The 23,590-nt window shown below is 69.4% G+C and carries 23 protein-coding genes; 17 read left to right on the forward strand and 6 right to left on the reverse strand.

Annotation, left to right across the window (positions count from 1 at the left end; genetic code table 11):
• Positions 1-48 precede the first annotated feature (48 nt).
• Both GTH33_RS02870 and GTH33_RS02875 read left to right on the forward strand, forming a co-directional pair.
• Positions 49-720 carry a response regulator transcription factor gene (locus GTH33_RS02870; protein ID WP_163959551.1) on the forward strand — a complete coding sequence of 224 codons (672 nt, stop codon included), beginning with the start codon at positions 49-51 and terminating at the stop codon, positions 718-720.
• Complete coding sequence (locus tag GTH33_RS02875; protein WP_163957013.1) at positions 692-2,077, forward strand: sensor histidine kinase; 1,386 nt, start codon at positions 692-694, stop codon at positions 2,075-2,077. Before GTH33_RS02870 ends, GTH33_RS02875 begins: the two co-directional genes overlap by 29 nt.
• Here GTH33_RS02875 and GTH33_RS02880 read toward each other — a convergent pair.
• The 6 genes from GTH33_RS02880 to GTH33_RS02905 are packed head-to-tail and all read right to left on the reverse strand — an operon-like array spanning position 2,074 to position 8,073.
• Positions 2,074-2,928: an RDD family protein gene (locus tag GTH33_RS02880; protein WP_163957014.1), complete on the reverse strand. Its 855-nt coding sequence runs from the start codon at positions 2,926-2,928 to the stop codon at positions 2,074-2,076. The genes GTH33_RS02875 and GTH33_RS02880 overlap by 4 nt on opposite strands.
• Complete coding sequence (locus GTH33_RS02885; protein ID WP_163957015.1) at positions 2,906-3,928, reverse strand: stage II sporulation protein M; 1,023 nt, start codon at positions 3,926-3,928, stop codon at positions 2,906-2,908. The genes GTH33_RS02880 and GTH33_RS02885 overlap by 23 nt, the downstream gene beginning before the upstream one ends.
• A complete protein-coding gene (locus GTH33_RS02890) occupies positions 3,925-5,241 on the reverse strand; it encodes a DUF58 domain-containing protein (protein WP_163957016.1) in 1,317 nt (438 codons plus the stop codon). Before GTH33_RS02890 ends, GTH33_RS02885 begins: the two co-directional genes overlap by 4 nt.
• Positions 5,238-6,194: an AAA family ATPase gene (locus GTH33_RS02895; RefSeq protein WP_163957017.1), complete on the reverse strand. Its 957-nt coding sequence runs from the start codon at positions 6,192-6,194 to the stop codon at positions 5,238-5,240. The genes GTH33_RS02890 and GTH33_RS02895 overlap by 4 nt, the downstream gene beginning before the upstream one ends.
• Positions 6,191-7,414 carry a hypothetical protein gene (locus tag GTH33_RS02900; protein WP_249054983.1) on the reverse strand — a complete coding sequence of 408 codons (1,224 nt, stop codon included), beginning with the start codon at positions 7,412-7,414 and terminating at the stop codon, positions 6,191-6,193. The genes GTH33_RS02895 and GTH33_RS02900 overlap by 4 nt, the downstream gene beginning before the upstream one ends.
• Positions 7,402-8,073 carry a DUF4129 domain-containing protein gene (locus tag GTH33_RS02905; protein ID WP_249054984.1) on the reverse strand — a complete coding sequence of 224 codons (672 nt, stop codon included), beginning with the start codon at positions 8,071-8,073 and terminating at the stop codon, positions 7,402-7,404. The genes GTH33_RS02900 and GTH33_RS02905 overlap by 13 nt, the downstream gene beginning before the upstream one ends.
• A gap of 196 nt (positions 8,074-8,269) precedes the next feature.
• Between GTH33_RS02905 and GTH33_RS02910 the strand changes: the two genes are divergently transcribed.
• The 15 genes from GTH33_RS02910 to GTH33_RS02980 all read left to right on the forward strand — a co-directional run bounded on the left by GTH33_RS02910 (position 8,270) and on the right by GTH33_RS02980 (position 23,226).
• Positions 8,270-9,073 (forward strand): glycerophosphoryl diester phosphodiesterase membrane domain-containing protein, encoded by an 804-nt coding sequence (locus tag GTH33_RS02910; protein ID WP_163957018.1) that lies wholly within the window; start codon positions 8,270-8,272, stop codon positions 9,071-9,073.
• A 105-nt stretch (positions 9,074-9,178) separates the two neighbouring features.
• Positions 9,179-10,954 carry an SLC13 family permease gene (locus tag GTH33_RS02915; protein ID WP_163957019.1) on the forward strand — a complete coding sequence of 592 codons (1,776 nt, stop codon included), beginning with the start codon at positions 9,179-9,181 and terminating at the stop codon, positions 10,952-10,954.
• A gap of 31 nt (positions 10,955-10,985) precedes the next feature.
• The gene (locus GTH33_RS02920; RefSeq protein ID WP_163957020.1) at positions 10,986-11,486 is read left to right on the forward strand and encodes a hypothetical protein; all 501 of its coding nucleotides are present in this window, start codon (positions 10,986-10,988) and stop codon (positions 11,484-11,486) included.
• Positions 11,487-11,562: 76 nt separating this feature from the next.
• Positions 11,563-11,769: a hypothetical protein gene (locus GTH33_RS02925; protein WP_163957021.1), complete on the forward strand. Its 207-nt coding sequence runs from the start codon at positions 11,563-11,565 to the stop codon at positions 11,767-11,769.
• A 146-nt stretch (positions 11,770-11,915) separates the two neighbouring features.
• Positions 11,916-12,281: a CsbD family protein gene (locus tag GTH33_RS02930; protein WP_163957022.1), complete on the forward strand. Its 366-nt coding sequence runs from the start codon at positions 11,916-11,918 to the stop codon at positions 12,279-12,281.
• A 5-nt stretch (positions 12,282-12,286) separates the two neighbouring features.
• Positions 12,287-13,810 carry a PAS domain S-box protein gene (locus GTH33_RS02935; protein ID WP_163957023.1) on the forward strand — a complete coding sequence of 508 codons (1,524 nt, stop codon included), beginning with the start codon at positions 12,287-12,289 and terminating at the stop codon, positions 13,808-13,810.
• On the forward strand, positions 13,807-14,022 hold the full coding sequence (locus GTH33_RS02940) for a CsbD family protein (protein ID WP_163957024.1): 216 nt from the start codon (positions 13,807-13,809) through the stop codon (positions 14,020-14,022). Before GTH33_RS02935 ends, GTH33_RS02940 begins: the two co-directional genes overlap by 4 nt.
• A gap of 32 nt (positions 14,023-14,054) precedes the next feature.
• Positions 14,055-14,933: a hypothetical protein gene (locus GTH33_RS02945; RefSeq protein WP_163957025.1), complete on the forward strand. Its 879-nt coding sequence runs from the start codon at positions 14,055-14,057 to the stop codon at positions 14,931-14,933.
• 24 nt (positions 14,934-14,957) lie between these two features.
• Positions 14,958-15,107 (forward strand): entericidin A/B family lipoprotein, encoded by a 150-nt coding sequence (locus GTH33_RS02950; RefSeq protein ID WP_163957026.1) that lies wholly within the window; start codon positions 14,958-14,960, stop codon positions 15,105-15,107.
• Positions 15,108-15,241: 134 nt separating this feature from the next.
• Complete coding sequence (locus GTH33_RS02955; protein WP_208403916.1) at positions 15,242-15,841, forward strand: glutathione S-transferase family protein; 600 nt, start codon at positions 15,242-15,244, stop codon at positions 15,839-15,841.
• Positions 15,842-15,850: 9 nt separating this feature from the next.
• On the forward strand, positions 15,851-16,558 hold the full coding sequence (locus tag GTH33_RS02960) for a helix-turn-helix transcriptional regulator (protein ID WP_163957027.1): 708 nt from the start codon (positions 15,851-15,853) through the stop codon (positions 16,556-16,558).
• 288 nt (positions 16,559-16,846) lie between these two features.
• Positions 16,847-17,248, forward strand: a complete 402-nt coding sequence (locus tag GTH33_RS02965; protein WP_163957028.1) for a hypothetical protein — start codon at positions 16,847-16,849, stop codon at positions 17,246-17,248.
• Positions 17,245-18,498, forward strand: coding sequence for an efflux RND transporter periplasmic adaptor subunit (locus GTH33_RS02970; RefSeq protein ID WP_163957029.1), 1,254 nt, complete (start codon positions 17,245-17,247; stop codon positions 18,496-18,498). Before GTH33_RS02965 ends, GTH33_RS02970 begins: the two co-directional genes overlap by 4 nt.
• A 142-nt stretch (positions 18,499-18,640) precedes the next feature.
• Positions 18,641-21,820 (forward strand): efflux RND transporter permease subunit, encoded by a 3,180-nt coding sequence (locus GTH33_RS02975; protein ID WP_163957030.1) that lies wholly within the window; start codon positions 18,641-18,643, stop codon positions 21,818-21,820.
• An 11-nt stretch (positions 21,821-21,831) separates the two neighbouring features.
• Positions 21,832-23,226 (forward strand): efflux transporter outer membrane subunit, encoded by a 1,395-nt coding sequence (locus GTH33_RS02980; protein ID WP_163957031.1) that lies wholly within the window; start codon positions 21,832-21,834, stop codon positions 23,224-23,226.
• Positions 23,227-23,590: the final 364 nt, after the last annotated feature.

Here is a 23,590-nt window from a genome sequence, read left to right on the forward strand (position 1 = left end):
CGCGCACCTGTCAGCAACCTTTCACGGCACGCACCCGTGCGAATCCTGATGGTCGAGGATGATGCCGCGCTCGCCCGCAGCATCGCAGCACTGCTGCGGGCGAGCGGCCATGCCGTCGACCATACCGCCAGCGGCGAAGAGGCGCTGACGCTGGTGTCGGGCGAGCCCTATGCGTTGCTCATCCTCGACGTCGGCCTGCCCGACATCGACGGCTTCACCGTGCTGGAACGGCTGCGGCGGCGCGGCGAGCGGGTGCCGGTGCTGATGCTGACCGCGCGCGATGCGCTCGACGACCGGGTGCGCGGGCTGGACCTCGGGGCCGATGATTACCTGCGCAAGCCATTCGAGCCGGTCGAGCTGGAGGCGCGGGTGCGGGCGCTGGGGCGCCGCCGCGGCGGCGATCCCGCGGCGGCGGTGACGATCGGCGCGCTGACGATCAACCGGTCGAGCGGCCATGTGGCGGTGGCGGGCCGCACGCTCGATCTGCGCCGCCGCGAATATGCCGTCCTCGACGCGCTCGCGACGCGGGCGGGCCAGGTGGTGCCGCGCGAACTGCTGCTGGCCGAGGTGTTCGGCTATGACGAACCGGTCGGCCCCAATGCGATCGAGGTCAACGTCACCCGATTGCGCAGCAAGCTCGCCCCCGATGGCCCGCAGATCCGCACGATCCGCGGCGTCGGCTATCTGCTGGATGCCGCCGGTCCGACGCGCGATGGGTGAAGGCCGCGCCATCGCGCTGCGAACGCGATTGCTGGTCGCGATGCTCGGGCCCTTGCTCGGCGTGGCGGTGCTGCTCGGCATCGCCGGCGCGGCACTGATCGCCGATGTCGTGCGCCGCACCAACGACCGCGTGCTCGGCGGGGCGCTGGGCGCGATCGCGGAAACGGTGCAGGTCGAACGCGGCGAGGTGACGCTGGACCTGCCGCCCGCTGCCTTCGGCATGCTGGAGAATAGCGAGCGCGACAACGTCTATTACCGCATCGCCGTCGGCGGCGACCTGCTGACCGGCTATGCCGACCTGCCGGCGCCGGCACCCGATGCGCTGGTGGTCGACCAGCCGCACTTCCGCTTCGCCGACTATCGCGGCCAGCGCATCCGCATCGCCGAGGTGCGGCGTGCGTTACCCGCGATCGACCGGCCGGTGGTAGTGCAGGTCGCCGAGACGCTGGACAATCGCAGCGCCCTCACCCGCCGCCTGCTGATCGCGCTGTTCGGCGGAGAGGTCGCGTTGGTCGGCATCGCCATCCTGGTGCTGCGGCCGGCGCTGGGATGGAGCCTGCGCCCGCTCGCCCGGCTGCGCGGCGCGGTCGCCGCGCGCGACGGACCTGCCGCGCCCGACCTGTCGCCGATCGACGCCGGCCCCTTGCCGCTGGAACTGCGCCCGCTCGCCGCGGCGTTCGACCGGCTGCTTGCGCGGCTCGACGTGGCGACCGCGGCGACGCGGCGCTTCACCGCCGACGCCTCGCACCAGATGCGCACGCCGCTGTCGGTGCTGAAGGTGCAGATCGAACTCGCCCGCCGCGGATCGCGCGAGGCGCTGGACGAGATCGCGACCGCGGTCGCCCGGCTCGAACGCCTGCTCATCCAGCTCCTCGCGCTCGCCCGCGCCGAAGAGGCCGGCGTCGCACCGCCGCTGGAACGCGTCGACCTGCGCGAAGTGGCAGTGCGCGTCATCAGCCGCCGTATCGGCGAAGCGATCGAGGCCGGGGTGGAACTGCAACTCGACGCCCCCGACACGGCGGTGCCGGTCACCGGGCATCGCACCCTGCTGGTCGAAATCCTCGGCAACCTTGTCGATAACGGCATCCGCTACAACCGGGCCGGGGGGACGGTGACGGTGGCGATCGACACAGCCGACGGTGGTGCCACGATGCTGTCGGTGCGCGACGATGGCCCCGGCATCGCCGCCGCCGACCGCGAACGGGTGTTCGAACGCTTCGTCCGGCTCGGCGACACCCATGGCCCGGACGGCAGCGGGCTGGGCCTGGCGGTGGTGCGATCCGCCGCAGCCCGGATCGGCGCGACCGTGGCGCTGGAGGATGCCGCGCCCGGACTGATCGTCCGCCTGCGGTTCTAGCCGGCGAACTTGTCCCGGCGGTGGCGTCCGACCAGCAGGCCGCTTTCCAGCCGGGCGCACAGGGCGGTGTAGTAATCGGCCAGGAACGCGGCGTCGTCGCCATGGTCGGGCAGGTCCGCCTTGCGCCGGATCGTCGCGGCCACCGCGCCGATCGCCACCGGGTCGCCGCCGCGCAACACGTCCTCCAGCGTCTGCAGTTCGTAGACGCCGTACAGCGCCAGGGCCGCTTCGGGGAACATGGCGCGCGGACGCTCGGTCGCGGTGCCGAGGTCGATGGCAAGCGCGCGGATCGCGGTCTGCACCACCCAGGTTCCCGCCACCAGATCCCCGACCCGCAAGCGGTCGCGGTTGAACAGGGGAAAGAACAGGAAGATACCGGTCCACAGCAATGCAAAGATCGTCAGGAATGCATCCGCCGTTCCCGCCGCCGCCTGCGCCCCCAGGAACGACAGCGGCAGGAACACTTCGATCTCGCGCATCGCATTGCGGGCCAGCACCGCCCCCGCGGTCAGCCGCGCGCCGTCGCGTGCCACCACGCGCAGGCCCATCAGCCGCTTGCCCGGCGTCGCGCCGCGGCCGCCCATCTCGAACAGCACGAACCAGCCGTTGCGCAGCAGGAACGCGCCGATCAGCCACAGGATCTTGGCGATGTCCGCGCCGGTCGACCGGTCGATATAGGCCAGCGCGATCGTCGCGAGGATCAACACGATCAGCATGGCGCCCAGATCGATCAGGAACGCCGCCGCCCGCGTGCCGGCGCCGCCAAGCTCCAGCCGCAGGTCGACGCCTTCGGGGGTGACGAAGCCGCGGTGCAGCGTCGCGGGCGCCTTAGTGCGGCGAACCAGGCGCATGCCGCCTCCCGATCCCGTAGTAATAGACCAGCCATGCCGCCAGCATCGCACCCCCGATCGCCAGCCGTGCGACGTCGGACGTCACCACCTGTCGGCCCACCCCTTCCAGGATCGCCGCGACCGCCAGCATCAGCACGACCCCGGCGATGGCGATCGCCGCGGTCCGTCCGGCCGCGACGACCGCCGCCATCCGCTCCTGCTGCCCCGGAAAGGCGATGGCGGTGCCGATCCGCATGCCCGCCGCGCCGGCGATCATGATCGCGAACATCTCGGTCGTGCCATGGATGGCCAGCCAGGCGAGGAAATTGGGGCCGAGGCCCTTGTCCGCGAACACCGCGATCATCGCGCCCAGCGTCAGCCCGTTATACACCACCAGCAACGCGGTCGGCACGACGAACGCAAAGCCGAGCGCGAAGGCGAAGATCGCGATCTGCGCGTTATGGCCGAACAGGAAGCTCGCAAAGACGCCCAACCCGTCCTGCTTGGTGGAATAGAGCGTATCGCGCAGCATCGCCGCCGAAGCGCTGGGGTCGCGTCCGCCGGCCAATCCTTCGGGGATGATGCCGAAGAACCAGGACGGATCGGATCGCACCAGCGCATAGGCCGCGATCGTCCCCACCAGCGTCAGGAACGCCATCACCAGCGTTTCGCGCCACAATGACGCGACCGCCGACGGCCACCCCCGGGCGAAGAACCGCGCCAGGTCGCGCCACGCCGAATCCGACACGCCGTACACCTGGAAATAGGCCCGCGCGCACAATTGCTCCAGATACGCGACCAGCGCGCGGTCGAGCGACGTCTCGCGCGCCACCGACAGCGACGACAGCGCCGCGCGGTACAATAGCGGCAGCGCGAGCAGGTCGTCGTCCGAGAGCACCCGCACCGAACGCTTCTCGATCCGCGTCAGCAATCCCTCCAGCCTTTCCCACTCCGCGGCATGCGCGGCGCGGAACCGGCTGGCGTTGAGCAGCGGCGGCGCGAGCCCGGCGGATGCGGTCACAACAGGCTCCTGCGCTTGAGGTCGACATAGCCCTCGACCAGCCGCTCCGGCACCGCATCGTGCGGGCTTTCGATGACGTGCACGCCCAGATGACGCAGCCGCAGCAGCACCAGCCGCCGGTCGCGGAGCAGGGCCGCGGCGGTGACCGCGCGGGTGACGTCGGCGGGGCGCTGCGGCGCTGCATCGACGATCGTTTCCAGTTCCTCGTCACGCAACACGACGATCAGCACCAGATGCGTCTTGAGCAGGCGTGCGACCGCCCGCACCATGAAGTCGGCAGAGGTCGGATCGGTGAATTCGGTGAACAGCACGATCATCGACCGCCGCGTCAGCCGCGCCGCCATCATCGTCAGCGCAAAGGTGTAGTTGGTCTCGTCGCCGCTGTAATCGATGCCGGCCGCCAGATGCTGCAGTTCGGGAAACGCCGCCGCCCCGCCGATGAACCCGCTGGTCACGCGCGGTCGCGAATCGAAGGCGTGGAGAGCGACCCGGTCGCCCAGCTTCAGCGCCACCCAGCCGGTCAGCAGCGCCGCGGACACCGCCCGGTCGACGCGCGGTATCCCGCCGACCGGGTCCGACATCTGGCGTCCACAGTCGATCGCGAACACGATCTGGCTGTTGCGTTCGGTGCGATATTCCTTCGCATGCAGCTTCCTGTGCCGCGCCGACTGCTTCCAGTCGATCGCCCGCCGGTCCATGCCCGAGCGGAACTCGACCAGCGCGTCGAAATCGGTGCCGTCGCCGCGGTCGCTCTGCGCCAGCAGGCCCTGCACCGCGTGGCGCTGGAAGACCTGCGCGCCCTGTCGGCGGATCGCCTCGACGTCGGGCAGGATCGGCAGCGCGCGCTCCGCTTCGATCCGCGCCTGTCGCCACGCCAGCCCCAGCGGCCCCGCCCAGCGCACCCACAGGGTATCGAGCCGCGCAGTGCCGCGCCGCACCGGCGTCAGCGCGACGGCGCCCTCCCCACGCCCCTCCTCGATCGCCACGTCGATGCGCAGGTCCCCCGCCACCAGCGGGTCGGGCGCCAGCGCCACCTGCGCGACAGGCGCGCGGGCCTGCCCCGAGATCGGCCCCACGATCGACACCGCGACCGGCACGGACAGCGGCACGCCCACCGGTGCGGCATGCGGCAGCGCCAGCGTCGCGCTCGCCCGGCCCCGCCCGAGCAGCGCATCGGCGCCCACGAGCAGCAGCACCGCGAGCGGCCAGCCCAGCCCGGCATACCAGCTGCCCGGAAACAGCATGGCGACCAGCAGCGCGACGGGAGCCCCGATCGCCGCCGCCAGCACCGCCATGTGGGTCGGATAGATCAACGCGGCGCCTCGACCGTCTCGATGATCTGCGCGACGACGTCCTCGATCCCGCGACCGCCGATCTCCGCGGCGGGGGACAGGATCAGGCGGTGGCGCAGCAAGGCCGGCGCCAGCGTCTTGACGTCGTCGGGAATGACGAAATCGCGCCCGTCGAGTGCCGCCCGCGCGCGGGCCGCGCCCGCCAGCATCGCGCCCGCCCGCGGCGATGCGCCGCTTTCCAGATCGGCGACATCGCGCGTGGCGCGGATCAGCGCGACGATATAGTCGGTGACCTCGTCGACCAGCCGGACCGCCGCGACGCTTGCCACCGCGGCATCGATCGTCGCCGCATCGGCGCAGCGCGCGACGCCCCAGTCGGCGGGCGACATCGCCGCCTGCCGCGCCCCATGCGTCGCGACGATCCGTCGTTCTTCCCCGGCACTGGGATAGGAGACCGTCTGCTTGAACAGGAAACGGTCGAGCTGCGCCTCGGGCAGCGGATAGACGCCCTGCTGTTCGATCGGATTCTGCGTCGCCACCACCATGAACCGGTTGCTCAGCGCCAGGCTTTCGCCATCGATGGTGACGGTGCGTTCCTGCATCGCCTCCAGCAGCGCCGCCTGCGTCTTGGGCGAGGTGCGGTTGATCTCGTCGGCCAGCAGCAATTCGGTGAAGATCGGCCCGCGCGTCAGCGTGAACGTCGATGTCTGGAAATTGAACAGATTCGCACCGATGATATCGCCGGGCATCAGGTCGGGGGTGAATTGGATGCGACCGAAATCCAGCCCCACCGTCTGGGCGAAGCTGTGGGCGATCAGCGTCTTGGCCGTGCCTGGCGGCCCTTCCAGCAGGATGTGGCCGCCCGCGAACAGCGCCACCAGCAGCAGGTCGACGGTGCCGTCATGGCCGACCACCGCCTTGCCGATCTCGGCACGGATCGCCCGCCCCAGTGCCTGAACCTCATCAACGGTCACCGTGTCTTCTCCATCTGCCATTGGTGCAGCGCCCGTGCGGCGGCCAGCATGTCGTCGCGATGTTCGGCGCTGGCCGCATCGGCGACCAGCGTGCTGAACGTGCCGGCGCCGCGCAGCGTGTCGAGGTAGCGATCGGCGGCATCGTCGGACAGGCCCGCCGGCACGCCGAAGATCGATCGCGCGCGTTCGCGCACCAGCGCCGCATATCGCGCGCCGAGCGCGCCCTCCCGCCCGGCCTTGCGCACGATCATCGCGCTGTTGTCGATCAGCGCCGTCTTGCCGAACGCGATGCTGCGGGCTTGCGGCTGGGCGGCGCCGAAGCGCACCAGCGCCTGCCACCCGACCAGCACGAGCGCGACGACGATCGCCAGCGTCATCGCCAGGAAGGGCGGCTCGAAGGCCAGCTTCAACGGGCTGCGCCCCCGGCCCAATCCGTTCAGCGTGACGTCGAACGCGATGCCGCTCGCCCCGGTCGCATTGACGAAGTCGAGCAGGTCGAGCGCGGCACGGGCGCGATCCAGCCGCCGGATGCCGTGATTGTTGAGCAGATCGGGATCGGCGAGGATATAGGTGTTGGTGCCGTTGACCTGCGCCAGCACGATCCGCCCGGTGTCGCTGGTGATGAGCGGCGTCAGCGACGGGGATGTCACCGCCTGTAACGGGCGCGGCGCCGCCACCGCGAGCGAACGGGGGGCCCAGGATACCGCGCGCAGGCGTCGCGCGCCGCTTCGCCAGCGCGTGACGGCCATCGGCGTCTGCGGCGCCAGCATCGCCGCCGGGTCCCCGGTCGGCAGCAGTCCGGTGATGTCGACCCAGCCGTCGACGGCTGGGTCCGCCGATGTCGTCCATTTCGGCAGGACGATCAGCGTCGCACGATTGCGGCGCATGTCCAGGAACTTGCCGACGTCGACGGTGCCGTGTTCGGGCGTGGCCACGACCAGGTCTTCGGTGTTCCAGGCCGGTTCCGCGCGGATGATCCGGGGATTGCGCCCCGTGGCGCGGGCAAGGTCGACGATCCCGGCATAGCCCGTCGCGGCGTTCGACAGCGCATGGGCGCCCGCGTTGCGTCCGGATGTCAGGTCGGGCGCATAGGCGCCGAGCAGCAGCGATCCGGCGAACCCGAGCACACCGACGACCAGCAGCAATGCCACCGTCATCGGCGCGAAGACGCTGTCGGCGCGTGCCCGCCTGCCGATCGCGACCTCGCTCACGACCGCCACGACTGCGGCAGCGCCAGGTCGGCATAGGCCGTGCGTGCCGCCTGCCAGTCGGCATCGTCCACCGGCCGGCCCCCGAACAGGCTGCGTTCGACCAGCGCGGCGATGCTTGCGAACGACGGCCGCACGGCGACGGGCAACAAGGTGGCAGAGGCCAGTTCGCGCGCCGTCAGCGACGGGCGGCGCAATTGCGGACGCCGGCGGGCGATGTCGTCGATCGAATGGAACAGCAGGTAATGGATCGCCTCGGCAAAGCGTCCCGCCGCGGCAAGCCGGTCCGCCTCGCGCAGCCATGCGCGCGCCGGTGCCGCATCGGGACGCCAGCTCTCGTCCTCGGCGACAGCCGTCTCGACCGTGCGACGGCGCCGTCGGGGCAGGCGCCATTCGCCGGAACGGATGCGCTCCACCACCATCCAGATCACGGCCGCCACGACCGCGGCGAGCAATGTCCACAGCAGGATGCGGGCATAAGGCGCATCGGGCATCAGGCCGGCGATCCATCGCAACAGGCGCCCGACCGGCCGGAACAGGGCCTCTATCCATCGGCCCAGCGTCTCCAGCCATTCCGGCATCTTGGGCGGCGGAGGTGGCCGTGTCAGCGTGAACTGGATCGACGGATCGGCGCGCAGCGCGGCATGCGCTGCGGCGAGCCGGTCGGCCACCGCCTGATCCTGTGCTGACGCCGCGATGTCACCCTCCCAGCCCAACTGCCCCGCGGCATGAGGCGCTCCCCGCCTGCGAACTTAGCCGGATCGGCCGGGCGCGCAATCGCCGAATCCGCATCTCCCGGGTTCGTGCTGGACAGCGGCGCGCCGGCCCGCCACCATCGCTGCAGCTAATCCGGGGGGAATGAAGGGCATGGCCAGCAACACGGCGTTCGATCGCGGACGTGGCATTTCGGTCGGCAGCGTGTTCGGACGCAGCTTCGATGTCATCCGCAGCAATCCGGTGGCGACGCTCGGCACCAGCTTCCTCGTGATGGCGCTGCCCCAGCTTCTGTTCGGGCTGATCGGAACGGGTACGACGTTCGCCAACACCCCCCGCCTGGGCTTATACGTCACCGCCGGCCTCGGCGGCCTGGTGATCGGCGTCTTGTGGCTGGTCGCAAGCGGCGCGCTCGTCCATGCGACCATAGCGCACGATCGGGGGCGCAAGGCGGATCTGGCGGAGGTGCTGCGTGTCGGCGCCACGCGGGCGCTGCCGCTGTTCGCCGTCTACCTGCTGTTCACGATCGGCGTGTCGATCGGCACGCTGCTGCTGTTCGTGCCGGGCGTCATGCTGGCGGTGATGTGGTCGGTGGCGCTGCCCGCCATCGTCGCCGAAAGAACCGGCGTGTACGGCGCCTTCGGTCGCAGCCGCGCGCTGACGAAGGGCGCGCGCTGGCCGGTGTTCGGCATCATGCTGCTGGCGGTCGTCATCTACACCCTGGCCTCCGCCACGGTCGGCGTGGCGAGCATCGCGGGTAACGGCACGTATGCCGCCATCGCCAGCGGCGCGCGGGTGGCCGCGCCGCGTCTGCCCCTGCTCGCGCAATTGCTCCAGGCGGCGGTGTCGACGGTGGTGCTCACCTGGTTCACGACGGTCGGCACATCGCTGTTCGTCGAGCTGCGCCACTGGAAGGACGGCCCCGACGCCGATCGCCTCGCCGACATCTTCGCCTGACGTAGCCTTTTCCGCGGCCGCGGCGTTATGCAACGATGACCGACGATGCGAGCTTGCAGGATATGGCGATAGGCACCGGGGTTCGGTGCGCTTGAGCCGGGCGGCATGACGACGCCGCAGATCCTGTCGGTCGCGCTGCTGGTCGGGATGATGGGCCTCTTCCTGTGGGGCCGCTTCCGCTATGACGTGACCGCGATCCTTGCGCTGCTCGCCGGTCTGGCGCTGGGGCTGGTGAAGCCGAAACAGGCCTTCACCGGTTTTTCCGACGATATCGTCATCATCGTCGGCTCGGCGCTGGTGATCTCGGCGGCGATGCAGCGATCCGGCCTGATCGAAATCGGCCTGGGCGCGGTGGCGCGGCGCGTGACGCGGGTCCGCTCGCACCTGCTGGTGCTCACCGCCTCGGTCGGCGTCGCCTCTGCGCTGGTGAAGAACGTCGGCGCGCTCGCCATGCTGATGCCCGCGGCGGTGCAGACCGCCAAGAAGACGGACAGCAGTCCGTCGGTGTTCCTGATGCCGATGTCCTTCGCCTCGCTGCTCGGCGGGCTCATGACGCTGGTCGGCACCTCGCCCAACATCATCGTCAGCCGCGTGCGGCAGGAGATGACGGGCCAGCCGTTCCGCATGTTCGACTATCTGCCGACCGGCCTTGGCCTGCTGGTCGTCGGGCTCGTGTTCCTGCGCTTCGGCTATCGCCTGTTGCCGCGCGAACGGCGGGCGGCACCGACGATGGGCGAGGCGCTGAACATCAAGGACTATGTGACCGAAGCGACGATCTGCGACGATTCCCCCGCGGTCGGCGAAACCGTCGCCGCCTTCGTCGCCCGCCACGATCATGACGTGACGATCACCGGCATCCTGCGCGCCGACATCCGCACGCTGGTGGGGACCGACCTCGTCCTGCGCGGCGGCGACACGCTGATCCTCGGCGGCGATCCCGACATGCTCGAACGGGTGATCGCCCGCGATTATCTGGCGCTCGCCGGGCAGGAGCGCCTACCGCCGGAGGGCAGCGAAAACGACGAGATCGGGGTGATCGAGGCGGTGGTGACCGATGGTTCGCCATTGGTCCACCAGTCCGCCGGCCGCCTGCGCCTGCAGCAGCGCTATGGCGTCAACCTGATCGCGGTGTCGCGCGCCGGCCAGCGCCTGACCCGCAAGCTGGGCGAAACGAGCCTGCGCGCCGGCGACGTCATCGTCCTGCAAGGTCCGCTCGGCCTGTTGCCCGAACGGATGCGCGACCTCGGCACGCTGCCGCTGGCGGAACGGGCGTTGCGGTTGGGCAGTTCGAAACGGCGCTGGCTGCCGCTGGCCATCCTCGCCACCGCGATGATCGTGACCGCGACCGGCTACGTCCCGGTCGCGGTCGCCTTCTTCGCCGCGGCCGGATTGATGATGGCGAGCGGCGCGCTGCCGCTGCGGGAAGCGTATGAGGGCGTCGAATGGCCGATCCTCATCATGCTCGGCGCGCTGATCCCGGTCAGCGACACCTTGCGCACCACCGGGGCGTCCGATGTGCTGGCGACCTGGCTGGCGCATGTCGCCGCATCGCTGCCGCCGTGGGGCGCCGTCGCGCTCATCCTGGTCGCGGCGATGGCGGTGACGCCGTTCCTCAACAACGCCGCCACCGTGCTGGTGATGGCCCCGATCGCCGCGGTCTTCGCACACGACCTCGGCTACCGGCCCGAAGCCTTCCTGATCGCCACCGCGATCGGTGCCGGCTGCGATTTCCTCACCCCGATCGGCCATCAGTGCAACACCCTGGTGTTCGGCCCCGGCGGCTATCGTTTCGGGGATTATGCCCGCCTCGGCGCGCCGCTGTCCGTGCTGGTGGTGCTGATCGGCACCCCGCTGGTGATCTGGACCTGGCCGCTGCACTGACCCGCCCCCCTTCTTCAGGAGCTTTGCCGACATGCCCCATACCCTCGCCGAACTCGACGCCATCCGTGACGATTGCCGCCGCATGGTCACCCGGCGCGCCGCCATGTCCGCCGGTGCCGCGGTGGTGCCGGTGCCGGGTGCCGACCTCATCGCGGACGTCGGCATCCTCAGGACCATGCTGCCTGCGATCAGCGAACGCTTCGGCCTGCGCGAGGATCAGGTCGAAACGATGGACGCGACGCGCGCGCAGCAGGTGCTGGCGATCGCCGCCGGCATGGGCAACAACGTCATCGGCCGCGCCGTCACCAAGCGTGTCGTGATCGCCCTGCTGCGCCGGATGGGCGTCCGCGTCGCCACCGCATCGGCCGCGCGCTACGTCCCCCTCATCGGTTCCGCGGTCGCCGCAACCATCAATTTCGGCGCAATGAAGCTCGCCGGCAACGCGCACATCGAAGACTGCTACGCCACCGCCAAAACCCTCGCCTCCCTGGATAGCCCGCCCGCGAAGGCTATCGAAGGCGCCCGGGCCTGACTGCCACGCCGATCTACCAAGCCATTGGTAGATCGGCAGGATAGGGGGCGTCGCCGGTGAGTGATATTGCCGTGCCATGCCAGTTTTCACGCACGCCGCGACACCGTCCGAGCCCATTCAGCGCAATGGCCCCGAGGAGCGGGACTATCTGTTGAAACGTGCCGCCGATCACCAGCAACTGGCTGCAATCGCTCACGATAATCTCTCTCGCGATATCCACGGGAGACTGCGCCACCTCTATGAGGAACGCGCCGCCGCCATCACGTTAGCGCAGCAGGACTAGAGGCCCGGCGCAAAAATACCAGGAACGCCTGTTCTGACGATCGGTTGATGCGGCCGAAATGGTCGTGTCGTCGCGCCGCTGCATGCTCCGCCCGGAGCATCCATGCCGCGCACGATCGCGTATCTTCATTTCGCGAGAGGAACGACATGAACGAAGACGAAATCAAGGGCGGCGCACGCTATATCGGCGGCAAGATCGAAAAGGCCGTCGGCGATACGGTGAACAGCCGCGACTGGCAGGTGGACGGCGTCGTCGATCAGGTAGCGGGCGGCGTACAGCACGGCTACGGCCGGGCCAGATCGATCGTCGGCGAGGCCATCGACGGCGCACCGGAACTGGCCGAAGAGGCGCGCGACCGGCTGAAGGCCGCGAGCGAGCAGGTTGCCGACGTCGCTCAGAAGCAGGGCAAGGCGGCAGCGGAGACGGTGCGCGACACCCCCGCGCTCTGGGCGCTTGCGGCGGCGCTTGGCGGCTATGCGCTCGCCTGGTTCGTCCACGGGCGTCGCGCCTGAGCCGCATGGTGCCGAGCACCTCGTTCAAGACGCTGCGCGAGACGGCGGATCTGCGCCACCTGCGCCAGATCATCGTCGGCCTCGACGAGGGCGTGATCCTGATCGATCCCGACCAGAGTTTATTGTGGGCCAACGCCGCCGCCCTTGCCATGCACGGCGTCGGCGACCTCGCCGATCTGGGCGGGACCGTCGATGAATATCGTGCACGCTTTCAGTTGCGGTATCGCAACAACCATCGGCTGGAGGCCGACGATTATCCGATCGACCGCGTGGTCGCGGGCGATTCGTTTTCCGAAGTGGTGGTCGAAGTGACCGTTGCGGGGGAGGATGAACCACGCTGGGTCCACCAGGTGCGCAGTCTGGTGCTCAATGACGCCGACGACGACGAACCGTCATGCCTGGTGCTCATCATCCAGGATGTCTCGGCCCGCTACGAGGCAGAGGACCGGTTCGAACAATCGTTCAACGCCAATCCGGCGCCGGCGGTGATCTGTCGCCTGAACGACCTGCGCTTCGTCAAGGTCAACCAGGGGTTTCTCGAAATGACCGGGCATCAGCGCGATCAGGTGCTGTGCAAGACCGTCTACGACATCGATGTGCTGCGCGAGGGCGATCGTCGCGACTTGGCCAAGGAACGGCTGGCCGAGGGGCGGACCATCCCCCAAATGGAAGCGGAACTGGAATTGCCGGATGGCGGTACGAAGCTGGTCATCGTCGCCGGACAACCCATCGACATGGGCGATCAGCCATGCATGCTGTTCACGTTCGCCGACCTGGAACCCCGCCGTAAGGCGGAGGGCGCGCTGCGCCACAGCGAGGAACGCTTCACCCGCACCTTCCAGATGGCACCGGTGCCGATGGCGATCGGCGCGCGCGACGGTCACCTGCTGTGCGAGGTAAACACGAGTTTCGTCGACCTGACCGGATATGCGACGACCGAGATCATCGGCAGGCCATTGGGCGATGTCGAACTGTGGGGCACCATCGACATGCGCCGCGAGATCGAGGCGGCGATCGATGGCGGCCACGATCTGCGCGGCCATGAGGCGCGCATTCGCGGCAAGGACGGGGCCCAGATCGATTGCCTGGTTTCGACCGAGGCGATCCAGCTTGGCGGTGATGCCTGCGTCCTGTGGGCATTCCAGGATATCACCCATCGCAAGGCCACCGAGATCGAGCTGGTCGAGGCGATCGAGGCGGTGATGAAGGACACAAGCTGGTTCAGCCGTTCGATCATGGAAAAGCTCGCCCGGTTACGCGCGCCGCAGACCGAACAGGACGGCGCCGGACTGGACGATCTGACCCCCCGCGAACGCGACGTGCTGGCGCTGATCTGCCGCGGCTATGACGACAAGCGCATCGCGCGCAGCCTGGACGTCGCCGGCAACACCGTGCGCAACCACGTCGCCCGCATCTACGCCAAGATCGGCGTAAACCGCCGCATTGCTGCCGTCGCGTGGGCGCGGGCGCGCGGTTTCGATGGCGAAGGCGCGGCAATCGGGCGCACCGAACAGGAGCACGCGGCATGAGCCGGCGCAGGAACGTGCCGCCTGAGCAGGGCGCCCCGCCAGCACGTGAAACACCCGCACGTGACACGGCCGCCGCTCGCGAGGCGCGCGGATCGGTGCACGAGGCGATCGGCAAGCTGATCGGCGACGATGCGGCCAGCGCGCACGGCAAGACCGAAAAGCATGCCGGCGCCGCCGAAGGTGCCGCCGCCGACCCGACACCACGGGACTGACCGCGAACCGTTTGATTTCAACAGGAGTGAACATGGCTACCAATGTGACCAACGGCGTTTTGCCGATCGACGACCTGCATCCGGGCAAGACGCCCACGCGACTGTCCTGGGGGGCGATCTTCGCCGGCGTGGTGATCGCCGTCGCCGTGCAGCTGGTCCTTGGCATCCTTGGCACCGGCATCGGCCTCACCATGGTCGACCCGGTCGAGGGGACGACGCCCGCTGCGACCGGCTTCGGCATCGGTGCCGGCCTGTATTGGCTGGTCACCACCGTGGTGGCACTCGGCGCGGGCGGCTATGCCGCCGCACGCGTCGCCGGCGTGCACGAACGGTTTGACGCGCTCGTCCACGGCCTGGTCGTATGGGGCGTAACGCTGATCCTCACCCTCTACCTGCTTACCTCGGCGGTCGGTGGCATCATCGGCGGCGCGTTCCGTACCGTCGGTGCCGTCGCAGGGGCCGCCGGGTCGAGCGTCGGCGCAGCGGCGCCGAAGGTCGCATCGATCGCCGGCATCGATCAGGGCGATGTGCGCGATGAGGTCGCCGCCTATCTGTCCGACGCCCCCGTCGATCCGGCGCAGATGACGCCGGAACAGGCGCAGAAGGAAATCGCCAGGGAATTGCCCGCACTGGCTCGTGGCGGCACCGACGGACGTGAGGCAGAAAGCCGCATCGCCGATATCGTCGCCGCCCAGCGCAAGATCAGCCGTCCCGAGGCCCAGGCTCAGGTGACACGCGCCAAGCAGCAGTTCGTCCGCGGCAAGAACGAGGCTATCGCCACCGCCAAGTCGGCTACCGACAACGCCGCGGGCGCAGCGGCCGGCACGTCGTTCGTGATCGTGCTCGCGTTGCTGGTCGGTGCCGTCGCCGCCGGCGCCGGTGCCACCGCCGCGACCCGCCGTCGGCTCTAACATCCTTCACCTGAGGAGAAGACCATGACCAAGAGCAAGACCCTGCTGACCGTCGCCCTGGCGACGCTCGCCCTGACCGTATCCGCCTGTCACACCGTCAACGGTGCCGGGCGCGACCTGAAGTCGGCCGGCACCGCGGTGTCGGACGCCTCGGGCGAGAACAAGAAGAAGTGACGGTTACGGGGAAGCGCGCCCGACGCGCTTCCCCGTTCCTCTCGTCCACCCGATCCATCACGCTGTTGCCACCACGCTGGCCACAGCCCCGCGCTAACCCATCCCTGCGGCCGATTTTGCCCGCGGGAGATGCCATGATGCTGACGCTGTTCCACGCCCCCCGTTCGCGCTCGACGCGAATCATCTGGCTGCTCGAGGAATTGGCGATCCCCTATACGCTGTCATACGTCGCGATCCGCTACATGGACGGTACCGGCGATGGCCCCGATCCCGCCAACCCGCATCCGGACGGCAAGGTGCCCGCCCTGCTCCACGACGATGCCCTGGTGACGGAAAGCGCCGCCATCGCCGTGCATCTCGCCGACCTCGCCGCGTCCGGGGATGCGGCGCTCGCCCCACCCATCGGCCATCCCGATCGCGGCGGCTATCTGACGTGGCTCAGCTGGACCGAAGGGGAATTCGGCCCGGCGATCTTCCAGCGCCGCGCCGCCGGGGACACGCCGTCGCCCGCCTTCACCGCTGCCATGGACCGGCTGGACAATGCGCTGGCACGCGGCCCCTATCTGCTCGGCGAACGCTTCAGTGCCGCCGACGTCATGCTCGGCGCAACGCTGGGCTGGGCGCACGATCTGCTGCCCGCCGATGGCGCGATCCCCGCGTATCTGACGCGGCTGGCGAATCGCCCCGCCTTTGCGCGTGCGATGGCCCGCGACGCCGCGCCACCCGCCGTTTAGGATAGGCGGATGCGTCGTGCCGATCGCCTTTTCGAAATCGTCCAGCTGCTCCGCCGGTCGGCAACGCCGCTGACCGCCGATGCGATCGCGTCGGAGTTGGAGACGAGCCGGCGGTCGGTCTATCGCGACATCGCGGCGCTGATGGCGCAACGCGTACCGATCCGCGGCGAGGCGGGGATCGGCTATGTCCTGGAACGCGGCTTCGACATGCCGCCGCTGATGCTGACCTCCGACGAGGTGGAGGCGGTCGTGCTCGGCGCGCAATGGGTGCTGGTGCACGCCGACCAGGGCCTCGCCCGCGCCGCCGCCGACGTGCTTGCCAAGGTCGCGGCGGTGATCCCCGAACAGCTGCGCGCCGCGATCGACGATCCGGCCGTCATCACGCCGCCCGCATGGACCGAACGACTGGACGCCGGGATCGATGTCGCCCGCCTGCGGGCATGGAGCCTGCAGGGTCGCAAACTGCATATCGGCTACGCCGACGAAAGCGGCCGCGAAACCGAACGGACGGTGTGGCCATTCCTGGTCGGCTATATGGACCGTTGCCGCATGCTGATCGCCTGGTGCGAGATGCGTGGCGATTTCCGCATGTTCCGAACCGATCGGCTCGGGACGGTGGAGTTCCTCGACGAACGCTATCCGGAACGCCGCGCGACGCTTCGCCGCCGCTGGCTGGCGATGATGGATCGACGGCGTGCGGGATCGGCGGGATCGTGACCATCGAACAAAACGTACTTGTCGGTACAGAAAGCGGTTGACGTGCCATCGGCCGCGTTTATATACCGCCTAGTACAGAACGTGGCGCCAGTGTAGCGCAGCCATGCGAACCCACCGCGTCGCCCTCGCGTAACCGAAGGCGCACCGTCCTCCAGCCGGAGCGATCCGACGGCGCGCACCCTCGTGCGCCGATCATGGTCGTTCGCCATCATCGACCAACAGCCACGGACCAGGCGTTCGCGGGCAACGACCCGCCACGTCCGCACGACATGATCAAGGGAGATCATCATGGCCTATATGTCCTTCACCACCTGGGACGCCGATACGACGGCCACTGCGCCACGGCCCGTCGCGGATCCCGTGCCGGTCGCCGCCTCCACCGCGCGGCTCAGCGCGCTGGAATGGTCGGTGGTCGCCCTCGCCGCCAAGGACCCGCTGTCCTCGCTGCGGACCCCCGGCCGCATGGCGATCGCGATGGGGGCGCTGTTCGGCGATCGCCGCCGCTCCGCCCTCGCCGATCCACGGCTGGAGGCGCTGCGCCGCATCGCCGTGCTCGGCCGGCACCAGGGCTATACCGTCGCACCGACGGAAATCCGCGCTTTCGTCGCCGCCGGTTTCAGCGAGGACCAGTACGAACTGGTCATCGACAGCCTGCATGCCGCGGCACGCCGGGCCGGAGCGCGCGCATGAACATGCATGCCCCCATCGACACCGCCATCACCACGCCGGTTCCGCCGCGCGATCGTCGCTGGCGCCGGGCTGCGCTGGTGCTGGTGCCGCTGGCGGCGGCCGGTCTCGGCTATGGCCTGATCGATCATGACGCGCCCGCCGCTGCCGCCCCGCCCCCGCCGTCGGTCACCGTCGCCCAACCGCTGGTGCGCGAGGTGAACGAATGGGACGATTACGTCGGCCGTTTCGAACCCAGCCGCAGCGTCGAGGTGCGCCCGCGCGTGTCCGGTGCGATCACCGCGATCCATTTCACCGACGGTGCGATCGTGCAGAAGGGCCAGCTGCTCTTCACCATCGATCCCCGCCCCTTCGCCGCGTCGCTGGCCGAGGCGCGCGCCGGTCTCGCCAGTGCGCAGAGCGACGTCGCCCTCGCCCGCGCCGATCTCGATCGTGCCAACCGTCTGATCGCCGACGATGCCGTGTCGAAGAGCGACGTCGACCAGCTGAACGCCCGGCTGCGCGCTGCCACCGCCGCGCTTGCGGCGGCGCAGGCCAGGGTCCGCTCGCGCGCGCTGGACGTCGAATTCACGCAGGTCCGTGCGCCGATCGGCGGGCGTATTTCGGATCGGCGGATCGATGCCGGCAATCTGGTGGCGGCCGACGATGCCAACGGCACGCTGCTGACCACGATCAACGCGCTCGACCCGATCTATTTCACCTTCGACGGGTCGGAGGCCTTGTTCCTCAAGACCAAACGCGCCGCCGCATCCGGCGCCGGCCTGACCCCGGTCGAGGTCAGGTTGCAGGACGAGGGCGACTACCGCTGGAAGGGCCGGCTGGACTTCACCGACAACGGCCTCGATCCCAAATCCGGCACCATTCGCGGCCGTGCGGTGCTCGCCAACCCCGGCCTGTTCCTGACACCCGGCATGTTCGGCAACATGCGCCTCGGTCGAGGCGGCACGACGCGGGCCCTGCTGGTGCCCGACGCCGCGGTCCAGACCGACCAGGCACGCAAGACGCTGCTGACCGTCGCCGCCGACGGGTCGGTCACCGCCAAGCCGGTGCAGCTCGGCCCGGTGCTGGGTGGCCTGCGCGTCGTCCGCGCCGGTCTGTCGCCGGGCGACCGCGTCGTCATCAGCGGCACGCAGATGGCGATGCCGGGTGCGAAGGTGACCGCCAAAATCGGCCGCATCGTGCCCGCCCCGAACGCCGCAAACCCCGAAGGCGGCGCCGCGCCGCTCGCAGGCGAAGTGACCTTCGCCCGATAACGCCCACTCACCCCCACCGGCCGCCGGCGACGCCGTCTCCTTCCCCCTCCACCGGACGGGGGACGGAAGGCGCGTAGCGCCGCACGGGTGGGGGTGAGACCGATACGCCCGTCGAACTCCATCCTCTTTCGGGGAGCCTGTCATGCGCTTTTCGCGCTTCTTCATCACGCGTCCGATCTTCGCCGCGGTCATCGCGGTCATCATCACGATCGTCGGCGCCATCGCCTATTGGGGCCTGCCGGTCTCGCAATATCCGGACATCGTGCCACCGACGGTGACGGTGACCGCCACCTATCCCGGCGCATCGGCCGAAACCGTCGCGGAGACGGTCGCCGCACCGATCGAGCAGGAAATCAACGGCGTCGACAACATGCTCTACCAGAGCAGCCAGTCGACCGGCGACGGCACGGTGACGATCACCGTCACCTTCCGCCTCGGCACCGACCTCGACGCCGCACAGGTGCTCGTCCAGAACCGGGTCGCGGTCGCCGTACCGCGCCTGCCGCAGGAGGTGCAGCGCCTCGGCGTGGTCACGCGCAAGACCTCGCCCGACTTCCTGATGGTCGTGAATCTCGTCTCCCCCGACCACAGCCTCGATCGTGGCTACATCAGCAACTATGCGTTGACGCAGGTTCGCGACCGGCTCGCCCGGATCGAGGGCGTCGGCGACGTGCGGCTGTTCGGCGCCCGCGACTATGCGATGCGGGTGTGGATCGATCCCGGCCGCGCCGCCGCGCTGAACCTGACCGCCGGCGACATCGTGTCGGCCCTGCGCGCGCAGAACGTGCAGGTCGCCGCCGGCACGCTCGGCCAGCCGCCCTATGCAAACGGCAGCGCCTTCCAGCTCAACGTCGAGACGCAGGGCCGGCTGGTCGACCCTGCGCAATTCGGCCAGGTCGTGATCCGCACCGATGCCGATGGCCGGCAGGTGCGCGTCGCCGACGTCGCGCGCGTCGAACTGGGTGCGGCGGACTATGCCTCCAACACCTACCTCTCGGGCGAACCGACCGTCATCGCGGCGGTGTTCCAGCGACCCGGCTCGAACGCCCTCGCCGCCGCCGAGGCGGTCAGCGCCGAGATGCGGACGATGGCGAAGTCCTTTCCCAAGGGGCTGGAATATCGGGTGATCTACAACCCCACCGAATTCATCGCGCAATCGATCGATGCGGTGAAGCATACCCTGGTCGAGGCGATGATCCTCGTCGTCCTCGTCATCCTCGTCTTCCTGCAGAAATGGCGTGCGGCGATCATCCCGATCGTGGCGATCCCGGTGTCGCTGATCGGTACGTTCGCGGTGCTCGCGGCGCTGGGCTACAGCCTCAACAACCTGTCGCTCTTCGGGCTGGTGCTGGCGATCGGCATCGTGGTCGACGACGCGATCGTCGTCGTCGAGAACGTCGAGCGCAATCTGGAACGCGGCCTGTCTCCGCTGGAGGCGGCGCGCACCTCGATGGACGAAGTGTCGGGGGCGCTGGTCGCGATCGTGCTCGTGCTGTGCGCGGTGTTCGTGCCGACATTGTTCCTCACCGGCCTGTCGGGTGCCTTCTACCAGCAGTTCGCCGTGACGATCTCGACCGCAACGATCATCTCGCTGCTGCTGTCGCTCACCCTGTCGCCCGCGCTCGCCGCGATGCTGCTGAAGGCCCACGACCATACCCACGACGGCAATCGCCTGACCCGCATCGTCCGCCGGGCCGGCGACGCCTTCAACCGCGGTTTCGAACGGATGAGCATGCGCTATGCATCGTTGACGGCGGCGCTGGTCGCGCGTCCCCGGCGGATGATGACCGTCTATGTCGGGCTGATCGCCGCCACCGCGGCGCTGTTCTGGGCGACGCCGTCGGGGTTCATCCCGGCGCAGGATCAGGGATATTTCCTGACCGTCGTCCAATTGCCGTCGGGCGCGTCGGTGGAACGCACCGATGCGGTGGTACAAAAGGTCGCCAGGCGCATCCTTCCGCTCGCCGGGGTGAAGGGAGCGGTGATGCTGGCGGGCTTCGACGGCCCGTCGCAGACGCTCGCCCCCAATGCCGCCGCGGCCTACATCCCGCTCAAATCCTTCGAAGATCGCGAGGCATTGGGCGTCACCCTTGCCGGCATCATGGATGAGGCGCGCAAGGCGACGGCCGACATCGACGAAGCCCGCATCCTCGTCATCCCGCCGCCCCTCATCCAGGGGATCGGCTCGGCCGGCGGCTATCGTCTGATCGTGCAGGACAAGAACGGCGGCAGCTACCAGAAACTGGGCGAGGAAACCGGCAAGCTGATCGCGAAGGCGAACCAGACCGAGGGGCTGGCACAGGTCTTCACCTTCTTCGATTCCGCCACGCCGCGCATCTTCGCCGACATCGACCGCGCCAAGGCCGACATGCTCGGCGTCCCGCCGGAACGCGTGTTCGAAGCGTTGCAGGTCTATCTCGGATCGGCATTCGTCAACGACTTCAACCTGCTGGGGCGCACCTATCGGGTCACCGCGCAGGCCGACGCACCGTTCCGCGCGACCACGGCGGACATCGCCAATCTCAAGACGCGGTCGAACAGCGGCGCGATGGTCCCGATCGGATCGGTGTCGACGTTCCGCGACAAGACCGGGCCATATCGCGTCACCCGCTACAACCTGTTCCCCGCGGTCGAGGTCGATGGCGACACCGCGCCCGGCTATTCCTCCGGTCGGTCGCTGGTGACGATGGAAAAGGTCGCGGCCGAGACGCTGCCGGCCGGCTACGGCACCGAATGGACCGGCATCGCCTTCCAGCAAAAGGCGGCGGGCAGCACGGCCGCGATCGTCTTCGCGCTGGCGGTGGTGTTCGTCTTCCTGGTGCTCGCCGCACAATATGAAAGCCTGGTGCTGCCGCTGTCGATCATCCTGATCGTGCCGATGTGCCTGCTCGCGGCGATGATCGGCGTGAACCTCAGGGGCATGGACAACAACGTGCTGACCCAGATCGGCCTCGTCGTGCTGATCGCGCTCGCGGCGAAGAACGCCATTCTGGTGGTCGAATTCGCCAAACAGGCGGAGGAACAGGACGGCCTGTCCCCGGTCGAGGCCGCCGTCCGCGCGGCGCAGGACCGGTTGCGGCCGATCCTGATGACCAGCTTCGCGTTCATCCTGGGTGCGGTGCCGCTGCTGATCGCCAAGGGCGCCGGCGCGGAACTGCGGCAGGCGCTCGGTACCGCCGTATTCTTCGGCATGATCGGCGTCACCGGTTTCGGCCTGCTGTTCACGCCCACCTTCTACGTCGTCTGCCGCGCGCTGGGTGATCGCCTCGCCCGCCGTCGCCGGACTGCCCCCGCAGCGCCCCACGCGCTGCCGGCGGAATAAGGAAACCCGCTATGCGTGCCATCCTCGCCACCATCTCCTCGCTTGCGCTGGCGGCCTGCGCCACCGGACCCGATTATGTCGCTCCACAAGCGCCGTCGGCCGCCGCCGGCCCATTCCTGTCGACCAGCGTGGCGGTCGATCCCACCGCACCGGCAAGCCAGCGCTGGTGGCAGCTCTACAAGGACCCGGTCCTCGATGGACTGGTCGCCGATGCGCTGGCGGCAAACACCGACGTCCGGGTCGCCGCTGCCCGGCTGTCCCGTGCCCGCGCGTCGCTGCGCGAGGTGCGCGGCGACCGGCAACCGCAGGGCAACGTCGGTGCCAGTGCCAATTACGGCCGCGTCGCCGCGATCCAGACCGTTCCCGGCGTGGACCGCGAAGGCTGGCGCATCGATGGTGGCCTGAACGTCTCGTACGAGGTCGACCTGTTCGGCCGGATCAGCCGCAATGTCGAGGCGGCACGCGGCGACGTCGGCGCCGCGCAGGCGGACCTGGACGCCGTCCGCGTCTCGATCGCCGCGGAAACCGCCCGTGCCTATGCCGACGCCGCCTCGGCGGCCGAACGGCTGGCGGTGGCCGAACGCATCGTCGCGTTGATCGACCGGTCGCTCGGCGTCACCGCGAACCGCGCGAAAGTCGGGCTGACCACCGGCCTCGACACCGCCCGCATCGCGGCGCTGCGCGATCAACGCCGCGCCGACATCCCGGCGATCCTCGCACAGCGACAGGCGGCGTTGTTTCGCCTCGCCACGCTGACCGGCCGCCCCCCTGCCGCATTGCCCGCTATCGCCGCGGCCCGCACCACGACGCTGCGGCTGGATCGCCCGATCCCGATCGGCGACGGGGCCGCGCTGCTCGCCCGCCGTCCGGACGTGCGCGCCGCCGAACGCCGGCTCGCGGCGGCCACCGCACGCATCGGCGTCGCCACCGCGGACCTTTATCCGAGGATCAGCCTGGGCGGATCGATCGGCCAGACCAGCACCGGCCTCGGCGACCTGTTCGGCGGCGGTCCGCTGCGCTGGCTGCTCGGTCCGCTCATCAGCTGGAACGTCAACCCGACCAAGGCCCGCGCCCGTATCGCCGGCGCGGAGGCGGACACGCAGGCCGCGCTCGCGACCTTCGATGGCACCGTGTTGCAGGCGCTGGAAGAGAGCGAAACCGCCCTGTCCGCCTACGCCAACGCGCTCCAGCGCCGCACCGCACTGCAATCGGCCCGCGACCAGGCCGCCGCCGCCGCGCGGATCACCCGCGCTCAGCAACGCGAGGGCCAGATCGACAGCCTCGTCGCGCTCGATGCCGAACGTACCCTGGCCGATACGGAGGCGACACTGGCGCTGGCCGACGCACAGATCGCCAGCGCGCAAGTCGATCTGTTCCGCGCGCTGGGCGGCGGCTGGGCCAGCTGACGAACCGGGCCCTGCGACGGATCGGGCGCGCGACCGGCACGGGCCGGTGCGCCCATGCCCGTTCCGGGACGCCCATGCGGCTCACCATATGCCCCCATCCCGTCGTGATCGTGTCGCACGGTGCCGGCTTTGCTTCGCTCCCGTGCTTCGATCCGGAAGCAGCACGGAATCGACCCGGGCGGCTCCCGGATTGCGCGTCGATTGCGGCTTGGCCGTCTGTTTCCGTCACGCCTGGGCGGCGCGCGCTTTTCGCGGAGGCGTGGGGATCGCGCCGAACGGTTTGCAGCACCGTCGTGGCAAAACCGGTCTGGTGCGCGTGGCGCGGCCATGCCACACCCGATGGCGTACTAATACAAGGGGTTAT

Source organism: Sphingomonas insulae (assembly GCF_010450875.1).
In the GTDB taxonomy this organism is placed as follows: domain Bacteria; phylum Pseudomonadota; class Alphaproteobacteria; order Sphingomonadales; family Sphingomonadaceae; genus Sphingomonas; species Sphingomonas insulae.

Excerpts from the sequence above, each read along its gene's own strand:
- GTH33_RS02945 (WP_163957025.1), top strand. The coding sequence starts at position 14,055 with ATGGCTACCAATGTGACCAACGGCGTTTTGCCGATCGACGACCTGCAT.
- GTH33_RS02920 (WP_163957020.1), top strand. The coding sequence starts at position 10,986 with ATGCCCCATACCCTCGCCGAACTCGACGCCATCCGTGACGATTGCCGC.
- GTH33_RS02940 (WP_163957024.1), top strand. The coding sequence starts at position 13,807 with ATGAGCCGGCGCAGGAACGTGCCGCCTGAGCAGGGCGCCCCGCCAGCA.
- GTH33_RS02875 (WP_163957013.1), top strand. The coding sequence starts at position 692 with ATGCCGCCGGTCCGACGCGCGATGGGTGAAGGCCGCGCCATCGCGCTG.
- GTH33_RS02950 (WP_163957026.1), top strand. The coding sequence starts at position 14,958 with ATGACCAAGAGCAAGACCCTGCTGACCGTCGCCCTGGCGACGCTCGCC.
- GTH33_RS02960 (WP_163957027.1), top strand. The coding sequence starts at position 15,851 with ATGCGTCGTGCCGATCGCCTTTTCGAAATCGTCCAGCTGCTCCGCCGG.
- GTH33_RS02965 (WP_163957028.1), top strand. The coding sequence starts at position 16,847 with ATGGCCTATATGTCCTTCACCACCTGGGACGCCGATACGACGGCCACT.
- GTH33_RS02915 (WP_163957019.1), top strand. The coding sequence starts at position 9,179 with ATGACGACGCCGCAGATCCTGTCGGTCGCGCTGCTGGTCGGGATGATG.
- GTH33_RS02930 (WP_163957022.1), top strand. The coding sequence starts at position 11,916 with ATGAACGAAGACGAAATCAAGGGCGGCGCACGCTATATCGGCGGCAAG.
- GTH33_RS02970 (WP_163957029.1), top strand. The coding sequence starts at position 17,245 with ATGAACATGCATGCCCCCATCGACACCGCCATCACCACGCCGGTTCCG.
- GTH33_RS02925 (WP_163957021.1), top strand. The coding sequence starts at position 11,563 with ATGCCAGTTTTCACGCACGCCGCGACACCGTCCGAGCCCATTCAGCGC.
- GTH33_RS02935 (WP_163957023.1), top strand. The coding sequence starts at position 12,287 with ATGGTGCCGAGCACCTCGTTCAAGACGCTGCGCGAGACGGCGGATCTG.
- GTH33_RS02980 (WP_163957031.1), top strand. The coding sequence starts at position 21,832 with ATGCGTGCCATCCTCGCCACCATCTCCTCGCTTGCGCTGGCGGCCTGC.
- GTH33_RS02975 (WP_163957030.1), top strand. The coding sequence starts at position 18,641 with ATGCGCTTTTCGCGCTTCTTCATCACGCGTCCGATCTTCGCCGCGGTC.
- GTH33_RS02955 (WP_208403916.1), top strand. The coding sequence starts at position 15,242 with ATGATGCTGACGCTGTTCCACGCCCCCCGTTCGCGCTCGACGCGAATC.
- GTH33_RS02870 (WP_163959551.1), top strand. The coding sequence starts at position 49 with ATGGTCGAGGATGATGCCGCGCTCGCCCGCAGCATCGCAGCACTGCTG.
- GTH33_RS02880 (WP_163957014.1), bottom strand. The coding sequence starts at position 2,928 with ATGCGCCTGGTTCGCCGCACTAAGGCGCCCGCGACGCTGCACCGCGGC.
- GTH33_RS02910 (WP_163957018.1), top strand. The coding sequence starts at position 8,270 with ATGGCCAGCAACACGGCGTTCGATCGCGGACGTGGCATTTCGGTCGGC.